Source organism: Halocella sp. SP3-1, assembly GCF_003953885.1.
Taxonomy (GTDB): domain Bacteria; phylum Bacillota; class Halanaerobiia; order Halanaerobiales; family DTU029; genus Iocasia; species Iocasia fonsfrigidae.
In genome coordinates this window covers 2878142-2891565 of record NZ_CP032760.1, presented here as the reverse complement: position 1 = coordinate 2891565, position 13424 = coordinate 2878142, and the positions used below count along the sequence as shown (strand labels likewise).

General features: G+C 36.9%; 17 protein-coding genes and 1 riboswitch. All 17 genes read left to right on the top strand.

All coding sequences use genetic code 11. The features are described from left to right. The first annotated feature begins 4 nt into the window (after positions 1-4). Positions 5-1339, top strand: a complete 1335-nt coding sequence (gene ffh / locus D7D81_RS13865) for a signal recognition particle protein (protein ID WP_125990663.1) — start codon at positions 5-7, stop codon at positions 1337-1339. A gap of 41 nt (positions 1340-1380) precedes the next feature. Then, positions 1381-1644, top strand: coding sequence for a 30S ribosomal protein S16 (gene rpsP / locus D7D81_RS13860; RefSeq protein ID WP_125990662.1), 264 nt, complete (start codon positions 1381-1383; stop codon positions 1642-1644). Between the two features lie 15 nt (positions 1645-1659). After that, positions 1660-1893, top strand: coding sequence for a KH domain-containing protein (locus tag D7D81_RS13855; RefSeq protein WP_125990661.1), 234 nt, complete (start codon positions 1660-1662; stop codon positions 1891-1893). A 24-nt stretch (positions 1894-1917) separates the two neighbouring features. Continuing rightward, on the top strand, positions 1918-2433 hold the full coding sequence (gene rimM / locus D7D81_RS13850) for a ribosome maturation factor RimM (protein ID WP_125990660.1): 516 nt from the start codon (positions 1918-1920) through the stop codon (positions 2431-2433). A 16-nt stretch (positions 2434-2449) separates the two neighbouring features. Further along, positions 2450-3199: a tRNA (guanosine(37)-N1)-methyltransferase TrmD gene (trmD, locus tag D7D81_RS13845; RefSeq protein WP_125990659.1), complete on the top strand. Its 750-nt coding sequence runs from the start codon at positions 2450-2452 to the stop codon at positions 3197-3199. Beyond that, positions 3196-3777 (top strand): RNA methyltransferase, encoded by a 582-nt coding sequence (locus tag D7D81_RS13840; RefSeq protein ID WP_125990658.1) that lies wholly within the window; start codon positions 3196-3198, stop codon positions 3775-3777. The genes trmD and D7D81_RS13840 overlap by 4 nt, the downstream gene beginning before the upstream one ends. A gap of 101 nt (positions 3778-3878) precedes the next feature. Next, positions 3879-4226 (top strand): 50S ribosomal protein L19, encoded by a 348-nt coding sequence (rplS, locus tag D7D81_RS13835; RefSeq protein WP_125990657.1) that lies wholly within the window; start codon positions 3879-3881, stop codon positions 4224-4226. Between the two features lie 120 nt (positions 4227-4346). After that, the gene (gene ylqF / locus D7D81_RS13830; protein WP_286169728.1) at positions 4347-5171 is read left to right on the top strand and encodes a ribosome biogenesis GTPase YlqF; all 825 of its coding nucleotides are present in this window, start codon (positions 4347-4349) and stop codon (positions 5169-5171) included. A 2-nt stretch (positions 5172-5173) separates the two neighbouring features. After that, the gene (gene rnhB, locus D7D81_RS13825) at positions 5174-6109 is read left to right on the top strand and encodes a ribonuclease HII (protein ID WP_125990656.1); all 936 of its coding nucleotides are present in this window, start codon (positions 5174-5176) and stop codon (positions 6107-6109) included. Positions 6110-6192: 83 nt separating this feature from the next. Next, positions 6193-6669, top strand: a complete 477-nt coding sequence (locus tag D7D81_RS13820) for a QueT transporter family protein (RefSeq protein ID WP_125990655.1) — start codon at positions 6193-6195, stop codon at positions 6667-6669. A 158-nt stretch (positions 6670-6827) separates the two neighbouring features. Beyond that, positions 6828-7544, top strand: coding sequence for an orotidine-5'-phosphate decarboxylase (gene pyrF, locus D7D81_RS13815; protein WP_125992199.1), 717 nt, complete (start codon positions 6828-6830; stop codon positions 7542-7544). A 6-nt stretch (positions 7545-7550) separates the two neighbouring features. Beyond that, the gene (gene pyrE, locus D7D81_RS13810) at positions 7551-8120 is read left to right on the top strand and encodes an orotate phosphoribosyltransferase (protein WP_125992197.1); all 570 of its coding nucleotides are present in this window, start codon (positions 7551-7553) and stop codon (positions 8118-8120) included. A 334-nt stretch (positions 8121-8454) separates the two neighbouring features. Continuing rightward, positions 8455-9081, top strand: coding sequence for a hypothetical protein (locus D7D81_RS13805; RefSeq protein WP_125990654.1), 627 nt, complete (start codon positions 8455-8457; stop codon positions 9079-9081). 147 nt (positions 9082-9228) lie between these two features. Beyond that, positions 9229-9759 carry a hypothetical protein gene (locus D7D81_RS13800; protein WP_125990653.1) on the top strand — a complete coding sequence of 177 codons (531 nt, stop codon included), beginning with the start codon at positions 9229-9231 and terminating at the stop codon, positions 9757-9759. Positions 9760-10007: 248 nt separating this feature from the next. Continuing rightward, entirely contained in the window at positions 10008-10820 is an 813-nt protein-coding gene (locus D7D81_RS13795; RefSeq protein ID WP_125990652.1) for a DUF6033 family protein, read from the top strand. A gap of 175 nt (positions 10821-10995) precedes the next feature. After that, positions 10996-11097, top strand: a riboswitch (purine riboswitch). Positions 11098-11305: 208 nt separating this feature from the next. After that, entirely contained in the window at positions 11306-12574 is a 1269-nt protein-coding gene (purD, locus tag D7D81_RS13790; RefSeq protein WP_125990651.1) for a phosphoribosylamine--glycine ligase, read from the top strand. Positions 12575-12903: 329 nt separating this feature from the next. After that, a complete protein-coding gene (purE, locus tag D7D81_RS13785; protein ID WP_125990650.1) occupies positions 12904-13419 on the top strand; it encodes a 5-(carboxyamino)imidazole ribonucleotide mutase in 516 nt (171 codons plus the stop codon). Positions 13420-13424: the final 5 nt, after the last annotated feature.

The window sequence follows — 13424 nt, the reverse complement described above, 5'->3', positions numbered from 1 at the left end:
AATTATGGTTTTTCAAGGCCTGGCAGAAAAATTGCAGGATACTTTTAAAAAACTGCGTGGTAAGGGTAAATTAAGTGAAAAAGATGTTAAGGCTGCTTTAAAAGAGGTAAAACTGGCTTTGTTAGAGGCAGATGTAAATTATAAGGTTGTCAAAAATTTTATCAAAAAGATTGAGATAAGGGCTGTTGGGCATGAAGTTTTGGCTAGCCTCACACCTGGTCAGCAGGTAATTAAAATAGTAAATAATGAGCTAACAGAACTTATGGGTGGGAGTAAAAGTGCATTAAGTTTTGCTGATAGTCCACCAACTGTAATTATGCTGGTAGGTTTACAGGGTTCAGGTAAGACAACAAGTACCGGTAAATTAGCAAAATCTTTAAAACAGGATGGTAAAAGACCGGCTATGATAGCTGCTGATATCTATAGGCCAGCGGCTATTAAACAGCTTCAGGTTCTAGGGGATAGACTGGATCTGCCAGTTTTTACTATGGGTGATCAGAGCAGCCCGGTAGATATTGCTAAGGCTGGTATTAGTTTTGCACAGTCGAACAATAATGATGTTGTAATTATTGATACTGCAGGTCGACTCCATGTAGATGAAGAGATGATGGATGAATTAAAGTCAATACGTCAAGAAGTCAAGCCAGATGAAATTTTACTGGTAGTTGATGCCATGACAGGTCAGGATGCTGTTAAGGTAGCTAATAAATTTGATGACCTTTTAGGAATAAATGGGGTAATTCTTACCAAACTTGATGGTGATGCCCGCGGTGGTGCGGCCTTATCAGTTAAGGCTGTTACAGGTAAACCCATTAAATTTGTTGGTATGGGTGAGAAACTTGATGCCCTTGAGGTCTTTCATCCAGACAGAATGGCTTCCAGAATACTGGGAATGGGTGATGTGCTTAGTTTAATTGAAAAGGCGGAGGCCAGTATAGATGCAGAAAAGGCTATGGAACTGGAAGAAAAGCTCAAGCAGAATGAATTTACTCTGGAGGACTTTTTAGATCAGATGGAACAGGTAAGGAATATGGGGCCCCTTGATCAGATTATGGGAATGATCCCGGGTTTAAGTGGGGCAGGTCAATTAAAAAACCTGCAGGTTGATGAAAAACAGCTTGATCATATCACAGCTATTATTAATTCAATGACACCTGAAGAAAGAAGGAAACCTGACAAGATAAATGGGAGCAGAAGGAAGCGGATAGCTGGTGGTAGTGGGACAAGTATTCAGGATGTAAACCGCCTGTTAAAACAGTTTAAACAGACCAAAAAAATGATGAAACAGTTTAGCGGTGGGGCTAAGAAAATGAAAGGTAGATTGCCTTTCTTTAATTAGATTTCTTACCCTAAGATTACAAATTGAAGGGGGGTGAATTTATGTCTGTTAAGATTCGTTTAAAGAGAATGGGGAGTAAAAGGAATGCCTTTTATCGTTTGGTAGTTGCTGATTCCCGTAAACCTCGTGATGGTAGATTTATTGAAGAACTTGGCTATTATAATCCAACAACTGAACCAGCCACTGTGAAGATTGATGAAGATAGGGCTTTAAAATGGTTAAATGATGGAGCATTACCTTCTGATACTGTTAAGAGTCTATTAAAGAAAGAGGGTATTTACGCAAAATATAATGAGCAGAGATAAAGGGGGATTGTTTATATGAAAGAATTAGTTGAAACAATTGCCAGATCTATTGTTGACTACCCGGATATGGTTCATATAAATGAGGTAGAGGGTGAAAAATCTGTAATTCTTGAAATATCAGTTGCTGATGATGATATGGGTAAAATCATCGGACGTCAGGGGCGGATAGCACGTGCTATCAGAACTGTAGTTAAGGCAGCAGCAACCAAGGAAGGTAAAAAGGTAATTGTTGATATTCAGGAAAAATAAATTATAAATACTTGGAGTATTTTTATGGATACTAAAGAATTAGTTAAGATCGGTAGGATTACTAAAAACCAGGGTAATAAAGGTGAAATCAGGGTAATACCTTTAACTGATCATCCAGAAAGGTTTGAGTTGTTGGAGAGTGTTTATCTTGCTAAAGGTAATGATATCTTCAAAAAGAATCTTGAAGGGTTGAGATATCATAAAAACTTTCTTGTCTTAAAACTGGAAGGAATTGATAATATCGGTCAGGCACTGGAACTGAGGGATTACTTTATTAAAATACCTTCTGAAGAGATATTACCCTTAGAGGAAAACGAATACTATATTGATGATTTACTGGGTTATCAGGTTATTACTGATATCGGGGAAAAATTAGGTGAGATTTTTGATGTAATTACAACAGAGGGGACTGATATTTTTCTTGTCAGAGACAATAATAATGAATATATGATTCCTGCTGCCCGGGAGATAGTCATTGATATAGATATGGATAAGGGAGTAATGGTAATTAAGCCGATATCAGGATTACTTGAGCTTTAGTTTTGAGGTGTAATAAATGTATTTTAATATATTGACCCTATTTCCCGAAATGTTTAACGGTCCATTAAATGAAAGCATGATCGGCCGGGCTCAAGAAAATGACTTGCTGGATATTAATATAATTAATATTCGGGATTATGCCAGTGGTAAACACCAGGTTACTGATGATGCCCCATATGGGGGTGGGGCTGGTATGGTAATGAAGGTTGAGCCAGTTTATAAGGCCTGGGAGGATAAATGTAGAAACGAGAAAGATAGTTCTCCCGTGATTTTAATGAGCCCCCAAGGTAGAAAACTAAACCAGGAAATTGTTAAGGATTTAAGTGCTCAGGAGGGTTTAACTGTTATTTGTGGTCACTATGAGGGCTTCGATGATCGGATCCGCAGCAGTATTGTCACAGATGAGATATCTATCGGTGATTATGTACTAACAGGTGGAGAACTGGCAGCAATGGTTTTAATTGATGCTGTAGCGAGAATGATTCCTGGTGTTTTAGGTGATGAAAATTCTGTTATAAATGATTCCTTTTATAATGGTTTACTGGATTACCCGCATTATACCAGACCAAGGTCTTTTAAAGGAATGGAGGTTCCTGAGGTTTTACTTAGTGGTAATCATGCTGAGATTGATAAGTGGCGTCAGCAAGAGTCTCTTAAGAGGACACTACTGAGAAGACCTGACCTGCTGGAAATGAAGACATTAACAGATGAGGAAATAGAATTATTGGAAGATATTAAAAAGGATTTGAAGGTGAAAAAAAGATGAGCAGGCTTGAGGCCAGTATATATCTGGGTTTGATCCATTACCCTATATATAATAAAAGGGGTGCTAAAATAACAACTACCATCACCAATATGGATTTGCACGATATTGCCAGGGCAGGTAAGACCTATAGTATTGAGAAATATTATGTGGTGAATCCCTTGAAATCTCAACAATCCCTGGTGAGAAGAATGAAGAAATATTGGGAAAGTGATTATGGTGCTGAATATAATAGCAACCGTCAGGAGGCCTTTAGTATCCTTGATATTGCTGCTTCAATGGAAAATGTGATTGAGGATATTTTTCGTGAAACAGGTAGCCCACCTATTCTGGTGGCAACTGATGCAAACCCCTTTGCTAATTCTGTATCTTACAGCCAGATGAGGGAGATTATTTTTGCTGCTGATAGACCTATTCTTATTATCTTTGGTACAGGTTGGGGTTTGACAGAAAAGACCTTACAGGAATGTGACTATATTTTAGAACCAGTCTATGGTAGAGGGAATTTTAATCACCTCTCTGTTCGTAGTGCAGTCTCTATTATTCTCGATAGACTGCTAGCTGAAGAATGGTGGGTTTAGTAGAAATTGTTTTTCTTTGTATTATGTGGTATAATTGCATTTGTGAAAAATTAATGTTCCTCTATTTGATATGAACGTTAATGGAAGGAGGTTGAACTTGTATGAATGATATTATTAAAAGTATTGAACAGGAACAGATGAGAGATGATCTGCCTGAATTCTCTCCTGGTGATACACTAAAAATGATGGTTAAGGTTGTTGAAGGTGGTAAAGAAAGACTACAGCCCTTTGAAGGTGTTGTGATCAAACGCCAGAGTGGTGGTCTTCGTGAGACATTTACAATTCGAAAGGTTTCACATGGGGTTGCTGTTGAAAGGACCTTCCCGCTTCATTCACCAAAGATTGCCAGTATAAAACTTCTCCGCCGCGGTGATGTTAGAAGGGCAAAACTATACTACCTGCGTGAAAGAAAAGGTAAGGCTGCTAGAATTAAAGAAAAGAGAGATTAAGAAATAAGGGTGGGAGGGTTATGCCGAACACCCTTTTTTGAGTTTCTATAATAATTCCTTATAACCTGTGGGTTTTAATGGAAAGGAATGATGGGATTGGTTCAATGGTACCCTGGACACATGGCCAAGGCCAGGAGAATATTAAATAAAGACTTAAAACTGGTTGATCTGGTAGTAGAGGTCCTTGATGCAAGGATACCTGTTAGCAGTCAGAATCCTGATCTTGATGAATTAATAAAAGACAAAAAAAGGATTCTGGCTTTAAATAAATATGACCTGGCTGACTCAGGATTAACCAGGCAGTGGTTAGATTATTTTACAGAAAAATATCAAGCAGTCAGAGTGAATTCTTTGAATGGTGAAGGTATTAATGAATTAATTGGCTTAATTAAAAATTATGCTAATGAAATAAATCAGCGAATAACTAAAAAAGGCCGTAATAAAAGGGAGATAAGAATAATGATTATTGGTATTCCTAATGTAGGTAAATCTGCCCTGATTAATGCCCTTGCTGGTATGGGTATGGCTAAAACAGGTAATAGACCTGGTGTTACCAGGGGAAGACAGTGGATAAAAATAGGTGACGATATCCAATTGTTAGACACACCTGGTATACTATGGCCCAAGTTTGATGATGAGGATATTGGTTATAAACTGGCAATTACTGGTGCAATAAGTGATGATGTCTATGATAGGGAAATGGCGGCCTATAAACTTATTACATATCTTCTGGATATAAATCAGAATATAATTGAACAGAACTATCATCTTGAATTATCTACAGCCCAGGCCTATGATATATTACCCCTTATTGGCAGAAAGAGGGGTTGTTTAATGAGTGGTGGTAAAGTTGATAGGGCAAGGACGGCCAAGACTCTTATTTATGAATTTCGCAGGGGTAAACTGGGTAGGGTTACCCTTGAAAAGCCTATTATGGGGGATTAAAAATGCAGTGGCATAAACATACTATTAGTGAAATTAAGAGTATTTTAGAAAAGATTGCTCTTACTGATAATATTATTGAGGAACTTGCTCTCGATCCCCGTAAGGGTGTCCAGAAACTGTTTGTCAGATATCGAAAAATGCAGCAGAGGTTAAAAGAAAAAAAAGAGCAGTGGAAACTGCTTAATGAAAAGGAAGAGTCCTTAAGGGAATCTGGCTATAATTTTATTGCTGGAGTTGATGAGGCCGGGAGGGGCCCTTTGGCTGGGCCTGTTGCAGCAGCGGCTGTAATACTTGATCCTGAAAGTAAGATTATCGGCTTAAATGACTCAAAAAAATTATCTGCAAAAGAGAGAGAAGAACTATTTGTAGAGATAAAAGAAAAGGCCTTAGCAGTAAGCATAGGAATTATTGAAAATAATGTAATTGATAAGTTAAATATCCTGCAGGCGACTTTTAAGGCGATGAGGACTGCTATAGACAAGTTGGATATTAAACCTGATTACCTGCTGATTGATGGAAACCGCCAGCTCCCTGATATAAAAATAAAGCAGGAGACTGTAATAGATGGTGATAGTAGAGTTAATGCGATTGCAGCAGCTTCAATAATTGCCAAGGTTAGCAGGGATCGGATTATGGATGAATACCATCTTATTTATCCAGCCTATGGTTTTATCAGAAATAAGGGCTATGGTACTGAGGAACATATTGCTGCTTTAAAGGAAAATGGCCCCTTAGAAATACACCGCTTCTCTTTTTCTATTGTAAATGAATATGCCTTCAAACAATTTCAACAGACAATGGAAGAGGCAGTAGATATTGCGGAATTACGGGAGCTGGGTGATAGGATTAAACAGGAAGGTTTGTTTAATTTGGAACAACTGGCCTATCTCAGGAAACTATACAGGGAGAAATATGAAAGGCTTAATACTGCTACTTAGTAGCTATAAAAAAATAATATAAAAAAAAAAGATAATAGCAGTTCGCAAAATCCTGCTTGATCAAAACTAAGGATGTGTTTATTATGAAAAGAATTGAAACCAAAAAAATTACCAAGATAGCTGTGATAGCAGCACTCTATGCGGTTATTACACTTCTGTTAGCACCTATTTCTTATGGACAGTTACAGGTTAGAATCAGTGAGGCCTTGACCTTATTACCCTTTTATCTGGGGGGATGGTCTGCCATTGCTTTATGGATAGGCTGTATGATTGCTAATTATTTAGGACCAAATGGTTTAGTTGATGTTATTTTTGGTTCATTAATAACCCTGTTAGCTGGATTATTAACTGCCAGGGCCGGAAATAAATATGAAGCCGGAATATATCCTGTTCTCTTAAATGCCTTTGGTATTTCCTTGATACTATACCTGATAGCTGACCTGCCATACTGGATCACAGTCTTATATATTGGTTTGGGACAGTTCATTTCTGTATATATTATTGGCCTGCCTTTAATGGGAGTGCTTAAAAAGAGCTTATCTATCTTTAATAATAATTAATTTAATTGACAAAGCCTGTTCTGATATAATATAATTTAACAAAATTGATAATAAACCTTTAAGATGGTCCGGTGAGGCCAGAAAGGGATTAGTATATATATCTTATGGGATATTTATACCCCTTGCCGGATTGGTGAGGGGTTTTTATTTTGAAAGGAGTGATAGTTTTGCGAAAAAAAATTATTGTTGCTCTGGATACAGCGGAAGAAAGTTCGGTTAAAGAACTGGTTGCCTCCCTTGAAAATAGGGTGGAGGTATTTAAGATTGGACTGGAACAATATCTGGCCAGTCGTGGTAAGGTAGTTGATTATCTAAATTCTAAGGGGAAGAAGGTATTCCTGGATCTTAAATTTCATGACATACCAAATACTATGGCTGCAGCAGCCCGGCAGGCAGTTGGACATGGTGTCTGGATGTTTAATATTCATGTTACAGGATTAGAGGGAATGAAAGCGGTTGTAGAGGCTGCTGGAGCTGAAGCCCTAAAACTGGGGGTTAAAAAACCCTTAATAATTGCTGTTACTGTCTTAACTTCTTTAAATAATAATGACCTACAGATGCTGGGAAATAGGTACTCAGCCGGGGAACTTGTCCTTAAAAAGGCTGCTCTAGCTGCCAAAGCAGGTCTTGATGGGGTTGTCTGTTCAGCCAATGAGGCAGGGGAAATTAAGCAAAAGACTGTCGGTGATTTTTTAACAGTATGTCCGGGTATTAGACCTGACTGGGCTGTAAAAGGGGATCAAAAACGGATTATGACCCCTGCTAATGCAGTAAAGAAAGGGGCAGACTACCTTGTGATTGGCAGGCCGATTACTAAAACGGATAATCCAGCAGCTGCTGTAGAAAAAATAATCAAGGAGATAGAGGGGGTATAAATTATGTTGTCAAGAGAAGAGATTCTTAAAGACCTGGAGGAGACCGGTGCCTTATTAAAAGGGCATTTCCTGTTATCCTCAGGTCTGCATAGTGGTGGATATGTTCAATGTGCTTCACTCTTAAAATATCCAGCCACTGCCGGTAAGTTATGTGATGAACTGGCTTCTAAAGTTGCAGATTATAATCCTGATATTGTTGTAGGACCAGCACTTGGAGGTGTTATAGTCTCATATGAGCTGGCACGTGCTTTGGGGAAACCGGGTATTTTTACGGAGAGAAAAGGAAAGAAAATGGAATTAAGAAGGAATTTTGAAATTAATCCTGGTGACCGTGTTCTAGTTGTGGAGGATGTTGTTACTACCGGGGGTTCTGTCAAAGAGGTCATTGAAATTGTTAGTGATAAGGGTGGTGAACTACTTGCTGTTGCATCACTTATTGATAGGAGTGGGGGTAAAGCTGACTTCGGTGTGCCTTTTGAATCATTGATTTCCCTTAATTTAGCTGTTTATCAAGCTGCTGAATGTCCACTCTGTAAGGAAGGTAGTAAGGCAGTAAAACCCGGTAGCCGGGAATAAGGAAATATATTTTGTAACCCTGGAAGCACTCTGCTTTTGATAAGTAATAGAGTGCTTCTTTTTTTTATTTAGCATGTTTATTTTTTTTTGATAAGCATAATTAAAAAATAAGATTATAGAGCATAATAAAGATTTTTAGAATATTATGGGATGAAATCATTAGTAATCAGGAAATATAAGACTTTAAGCTTAGTTATTGATACCTAATAGATTTAAAAAAAACCAAGAAATGTACGATATATAAAAAAGATGGTAATTATTGTAGTTACTAAATCTAATGAAGATAACCATTCCTGTAATTGCTATGTTTTCAGTTAGGAAGGGGGTGAATGTTATGATGGTAGAAAAAAATTACAATAAAAGCATATCCTCAAGTTATGACTTTAATTTGCAAGAAAATAAAAATGATAACTCAGTAATAGATTGTGAAAACTCCAGATTATCAAATACGACTATCTTCTACCACAGGAATAAAAAAGATAGTTCAGCAAGTGCTAGTGAAGGAGTAAGTTTATTTTCAACTAGTGGTGGAGGAGCAAGCTTTGTTTCATTATCTTTATCACTAAAACAAGTAAATGTTTTAGGGGCTATCCGTAAGCGGCTAGAAGGGCAATCAGGAGTATTGTCAAGTGAAATTAAATTGGATGCGTCAAGGGGTCAAGATGTTAGCAATAAAGAGGAAAAATTATCTGATATTAATTCAATGTTAGAAAAACTTAATAAGCAGATGAAAGATGCTCTAGAAGATTTAAATGATGAAATAGATAAAATTAATAAAGAAAAAGAAGAAGAGAAAAATAAGACCGATAAGGAGGCTGATAAGGATAAAACAGATGAAACAAATGAGGTTGGTGATACTAAGACTGATCTGGTAGAAAAGATAAAAGAAAAAGAAACAGAGAAAATAGCAAATGATTATGATGAATCAGAATCAATAAAAGAAATAGATATTTATGTATGAGAGGATTGATTATATAATTATTCTATTTAATTATAGTGGGAAAAATCAATTTCTAGTCAGGATCTTATTAAACTAGTACTTTAATTTTAAAAGATATTTAGTGAGAGTACTATGAAATAGTCCTTAATTTTGAAAGGGGGTGTTGAAATGAGTCTATTAACTTCAGGCGTTGTTCAAGGTATGGTAGGTGCAAGTTTACATATGAAATCTGCCAATGTTGCTATGGGAATTTATCATCAGGCAAAAGCTGATGGTGATAAATCCACTATGGCAAGCGCTGCAGGTTATGCTCAAGATTCTTTGAATAGTGCTGCAGAATCAAATAAGCAGGCCCAGGAAGCCTTAAGAGAAGCACAGAAAGAAGCCCGGAAACAGGCAAAAGCTGAGCAGGAGGCTGCTATTGAAGAACGTCGTCAGGAAGCAGCTAAGGATAAAAAACAAGAAGAAAAAGAAAAGATTAAGGATGCACAGCAAAATGCTCAAAAAAGTGCTAAAGGTAAAAAAAATCAAGAAACAGATGTAAAAGAAACAAACAAGATAAGCGAATCTAGCCAGGAAGAAATAGATGTGGATTATGATAGTGCAGATAAAAAAGATAAAGTTAGTCAAGGAATTTATACAGCTCAAGGTGAAGTTAAACCAGCATCTATTGGTCACAAAGTTGCGGTAACAGTATAGTTGCAGTTGTAAAATATTGATGAGCAGATAGTTTATAAGATAAAGTATTATTAAATTGTTAAAAAATTTGATTTTAATTTTAATATAATTAGCAATAGATATAGGGGATGATAGGGTGTCTCATTAATTTAGAATGACCGCTCAGCATTTGATGTATTAAACTGTAAACTTTTTTATTACCACTTACTCCTAGCCAGTACGAAGCGAAACTGTATTATAATAAAGTAAAATTATAAGGAGTGATAAGAATGTCGATCGGCATAAATACGAATTACAGTAATTACTACAGCAGTAGTTTAGCTGGAGGTAATAAAACAGAAGAAATTTCACATAATAAAAAAAAACCGATGAGTGAAAAGGAATATTTAAAAGAATTACAGGGAAATTATCCTTCATTAAAAATGTCTATAGGTTACATGAATAATAAAGGGCCTAGCGGTACAGGTCTTGGAAATGTCGTAATTCACCCTGATTTACTAAAAAAGATGGCTGATGACCCTGAATTTGCAGCCAAAGTAGAGAATAATATCAAGTATATACCACAGGGAGAAGCATGGCTAAAAAGTATGATAGAAGCGAGTGGCAGAAAACTGGTGGCATCAGGATGTTTTGTTGATGAAAATGGTAATGTAAGTAGCTGGAGTGTGAGTACAACTACGATTGGAAATCCTGAAGAAGATGAAGAAAAAGAAAAAAAGAAGAAAGCTATAAGCGAACGGTTAGAAGAAATACGACAAGATAAAAGTTTGACAGTAAAAGAAAAATTACATAAAGAAAAGATGATATTAGATGAATTGTCTGAGCGAGCTAAACAGCTAGATTTGTCAAATAAAGAAATAAAACTAGAAGGAGCACTTATAAACAATTTTAAAAAAATTGATAATGAAGAAATATTGACTTTGCTGTCTAAAAAATCAGATATGTTAAATGTTAATACAAAAAAAGAAAAGCAAGCTAGTATAATTAAGCTGGATAAAGGTGTAATAGATAAACTACTTAAAAAAACAGAAAAAAATTCCAAAATGTCAAAATCAACAAGAAAAGTAGATATTTATATTTAAAGTAAACAAGCAGGAAAGTTAATTTTTCCTGCTTGTTTTTTTAAGTTTTTTATTATCATTGTATAAAATCATATAAGTAAATATCTTTATCAAAAAACCATTTGACTAAGGTGAAAGGATTTGTTATGATTTATATGTAATTAAGTATGATAATGTGTTGAACAAAAAAAATAAAACTAAGATTTTAAAGTAACCTCATATAATCGCGGGAATATGGCCTGCAAGTCTCTACCAGACGGCCGCAAACTGTCTGACTATGAGGGAAGTGTACCTAGGTTTCCGCATTTTATTTTTTTTATTAATTAATATATAAAATGGCAGGTCCAAGCGGTACAGATATTTTATATCACACCGAAGGGATAAAAGCCCAGGCGGGGAGGTTCTACTCATGTTGAAAAGTAGATCTTTCCTGCTGGGCATTTTTGTTTTGTGGATATAAAAAATGCCTGGCAGGTTAAACAAAACTATATATTGGGGGTATAAGTATGAAGGTATTAGTAATAGGTAATGGAGGCAGGGAACATGTCCTGACCTGGAAAATAGCTCAAAGTAATAGGGTTGATGAGATATATGTAGCTCCAGGTAATGCTGGGACAGCACAGATTGCTACTAATCTGGCTATTGATAGTTGTGATATTGATGGGTTGGTAGATTTTGCCAGCAAAAAGGAGATTGATTTGACTTTTGTTGGTCCTGAGGCCCCGTTAGTAGCTGGGATAGTAAATAGATTTCAAGATAGGGCATTAAGGATTTTTGGGCCCGATAGTAAAGCTGCCCGACTGGAAGGTAGTAAGGTTTTTTCCAAGGATTTTATGGGAAAATACAATATCCCTACTGCTGAATACCGGTCATTTACCCTGCCTGCTGAAGCAGTAAAATATATCAAGGATAAAGGGGTTCCTATTGTTGTTAAGGCAGAAGGTTTAGCTGCAGGTAAGGGTGTTTTTGTGGCCAGGACAGAAGAAGAGGCCATTGAGGCAGTAAATAGTATTATGATTGAGGAGAGGTTTGGACAGGCTGGTGAGAGGATTGTTATTGAAGAATACCTCTCTGGCGAAGAGGCTACAGTGCTTGCTTTTGTTGATGGTGAGACAATTATGCCGATGCTACCCTCCCAGGACCATAAACCAGCCTATGATCATGATCAGGGGCCTAATACTGGTGGAATGGGTGCTTATGCCCCTGCACCAGTATTAGGTGAATCACTTATGAATGATATTTATGATAATATACTTAAACCAACTATTTCTGGGTTAAGAGAAGAAGGGATAAAGTATAAAGGTGTTTTATATTGTGGACTGATGATTTCTGATACTGAGGCCAGGGTGCTGGAATATAATGTTCGTTTTGGTGACCCTGAGGCCCAGATTATTTTACCTTTGTTAAAAACAGATATAATAGATATTGCTGAGGCTGTTATTGCAGGTAAGCTAGCTGATATTGAATTAAGCTGGTTAGATAAAAAAGCGGTAGCCGTAATAATGGCTTCTGGTGGTTATCCAAATAATTATGAAAAAGGGAAGGTGATTACAGGAATAGAAGAAGCTGAAAATCAGGATAATATTATTGTTTTTCAGGCAGGGACAGCAGTTTGCCAGGGTAATATTGTGACAGATGGTGGCAGGGTACTGGCTGTTACTGCTCTGGAGGAAGACTATCAGTCAACAATTGATCTTGCTTATCAGGGTGTATCATTGATTGACTTTGAAGGGGCTTACTACCGAAATGATATAGCCAGCAAAGCCCTTAAGTAGATTTGTTTTTACTACCAGGAAAACTCTATGTTTTTTCGAGATTGTGGATAACTTTGAAGACCGACAGATATATTTGTTTTCCTTGTCGTGTGCTGCGGTGTCCTACCTCCGCTTACTGTCGAGAAATTATCCTCCGGCGTCCTGCCTACGGATAATTTCTAGAGTCGTACAACAAATATATCTGTCTGGATTATTAAAATTAGTTAACTTTGTGTAAGAAGTATTCTTAAGTAAGAATTAATAATTATTAATTAAGTCTGAGTGGCGAAGCCATTTTGTTCAAATTGTAATAGCTGATTAAAATATATTAAAATAGGGAGTGGTAGATTATGGCCAGGGTTGGGATAGTGATGGGGAGTGATTCGGATTTGCCGATTATGAAAGAGGCTGCAGAAGTACTGGAAGAGTTTGCAGTTGACTTTGAAATAACTGTTATTTCAGCACACCGCACACCAGTTGCAGCAGAAGAATATGCCAGAACTGCGGAAGAAAGGGGGCTGGAAATTATAATAGCCGGTGCCGGTAAGGCAGCTCATTTAGCTGGGGTACTGGCTGCATATACCCCCTTACCACTAATTGGTGTTCCTATTAAAACATCTACACTTGGTGGTGCTGATTCACTTTATTCTATGGTACAGATGCCTGGTGGGGTACCAGTAGCAACTGTTGCCCTTAATGGTGCAAAAAATGCCGGATTGCTAGCAGTCCAGATACTGGGTACAGCTGATAAAAAGTTAAGAGATAAGTTTAAAGAATATAAGAACAGGATGGCTGAGAAGGTAACAGAGACTGCAGCAGCTTTAGAAAAGCTTGGTTATCAAAAATACCTTGAAGAAAGGGGTTAGTTATG

Coding starts and splice junctions, on each gene's coding strand:
- D7D81_RS13795 (WP_125990652.1), top strand. CDS start 10,008: ATGTCGATCGGCATAAATACGAATTACAGTAATTACTACAGCAGTAGT.
- rimM (WP_125990660.1), top strand. CDS start 1,918: ATGGATACTAAAGAATTAGTTAAGATCGGTAGGATTACTAAAAACCAG.
- ffh (WP_125990663.1), top strand. CDS start 5: ATGGTTTTTCAAGGCCTGGCAGAAAAATTGCAGGATACTTTTAAAAAA.
- rnhB (WP_125990656.1), top strand. CDS start 5,174: ATGCAGTGGCATAAACATACTATTAGTGAAATTAAGAGTATTTTAGAA.
- D7D81_RS13800 (WP_125990653.1), top strand. CDS start 9,229: ATGAGTCTATTAACTTCAGGCGTTGTTCAAGGTATGGTAGGTGCAAGT.
- purE (WP_125990650.1), top strand. CDS start 12,904: ATGGCCAGGGTTGGGATAGTGATGGGGAGTGATTCGGATTTGCCGATT.
- D7D81_RS13820 (WP_125990655.1), top strand. CDS start 6,193: ATGAAAAGAATTGAAACCAAAAAAATTACCAAGATAGCTGTGATAGCA.
- D7D81_RS13840 (WP_125990658.1), top strand. CDS start 3,196: ATGAGCAGGCTTGAGGCCAGTATATATCTGGGTTTGATCCATTACCCT.
- D7D81_RS13805 (WP_125990654.1), top strand. CDS start 8,455: ATGATGGTAGAAAAAAATTACAATAAAAGCATATCCTCAAGTTATGAC.
- D7D81_RS13855 (WP_125990661.1), top strand. CDS start 1,660: ATGAAAGAATTAGTTGAAACAATTGCCAGATCTATTGTTGACTACCCG.
- purD (WP_125990651.1), top strand. CDS start 11,306: ATGAAGGTATTAGTAATAGGTAATGGAGGCAGGGAACATGTCCTGACC.
- ylqF (WP_286169728.1), top strand. CDS start 4,347: ATGGCCAAGGCCAGGAGAATATTAAATAAAGACTTAAAACTGGTTGAT.
- rplS (WP_125990657.1), top strand. CDS start 3,879: ATGAATGATATTATTAAAAGTATTGAACAGGAACAGATGAGAGATGAT.
- rpsP (WP_125990662.1), top strand. CDS start 1,381: ATGTCTGTTAAGATTCGTTTAAAGAGAATGGGGAGTAAAAGGAATGCC.
- trmD (WP_125990659.1), top strand. CDS start 2,450: ATGTATTTTAATATATTGACCCTATTTCCCGAAATGTTTAACGGTCCA.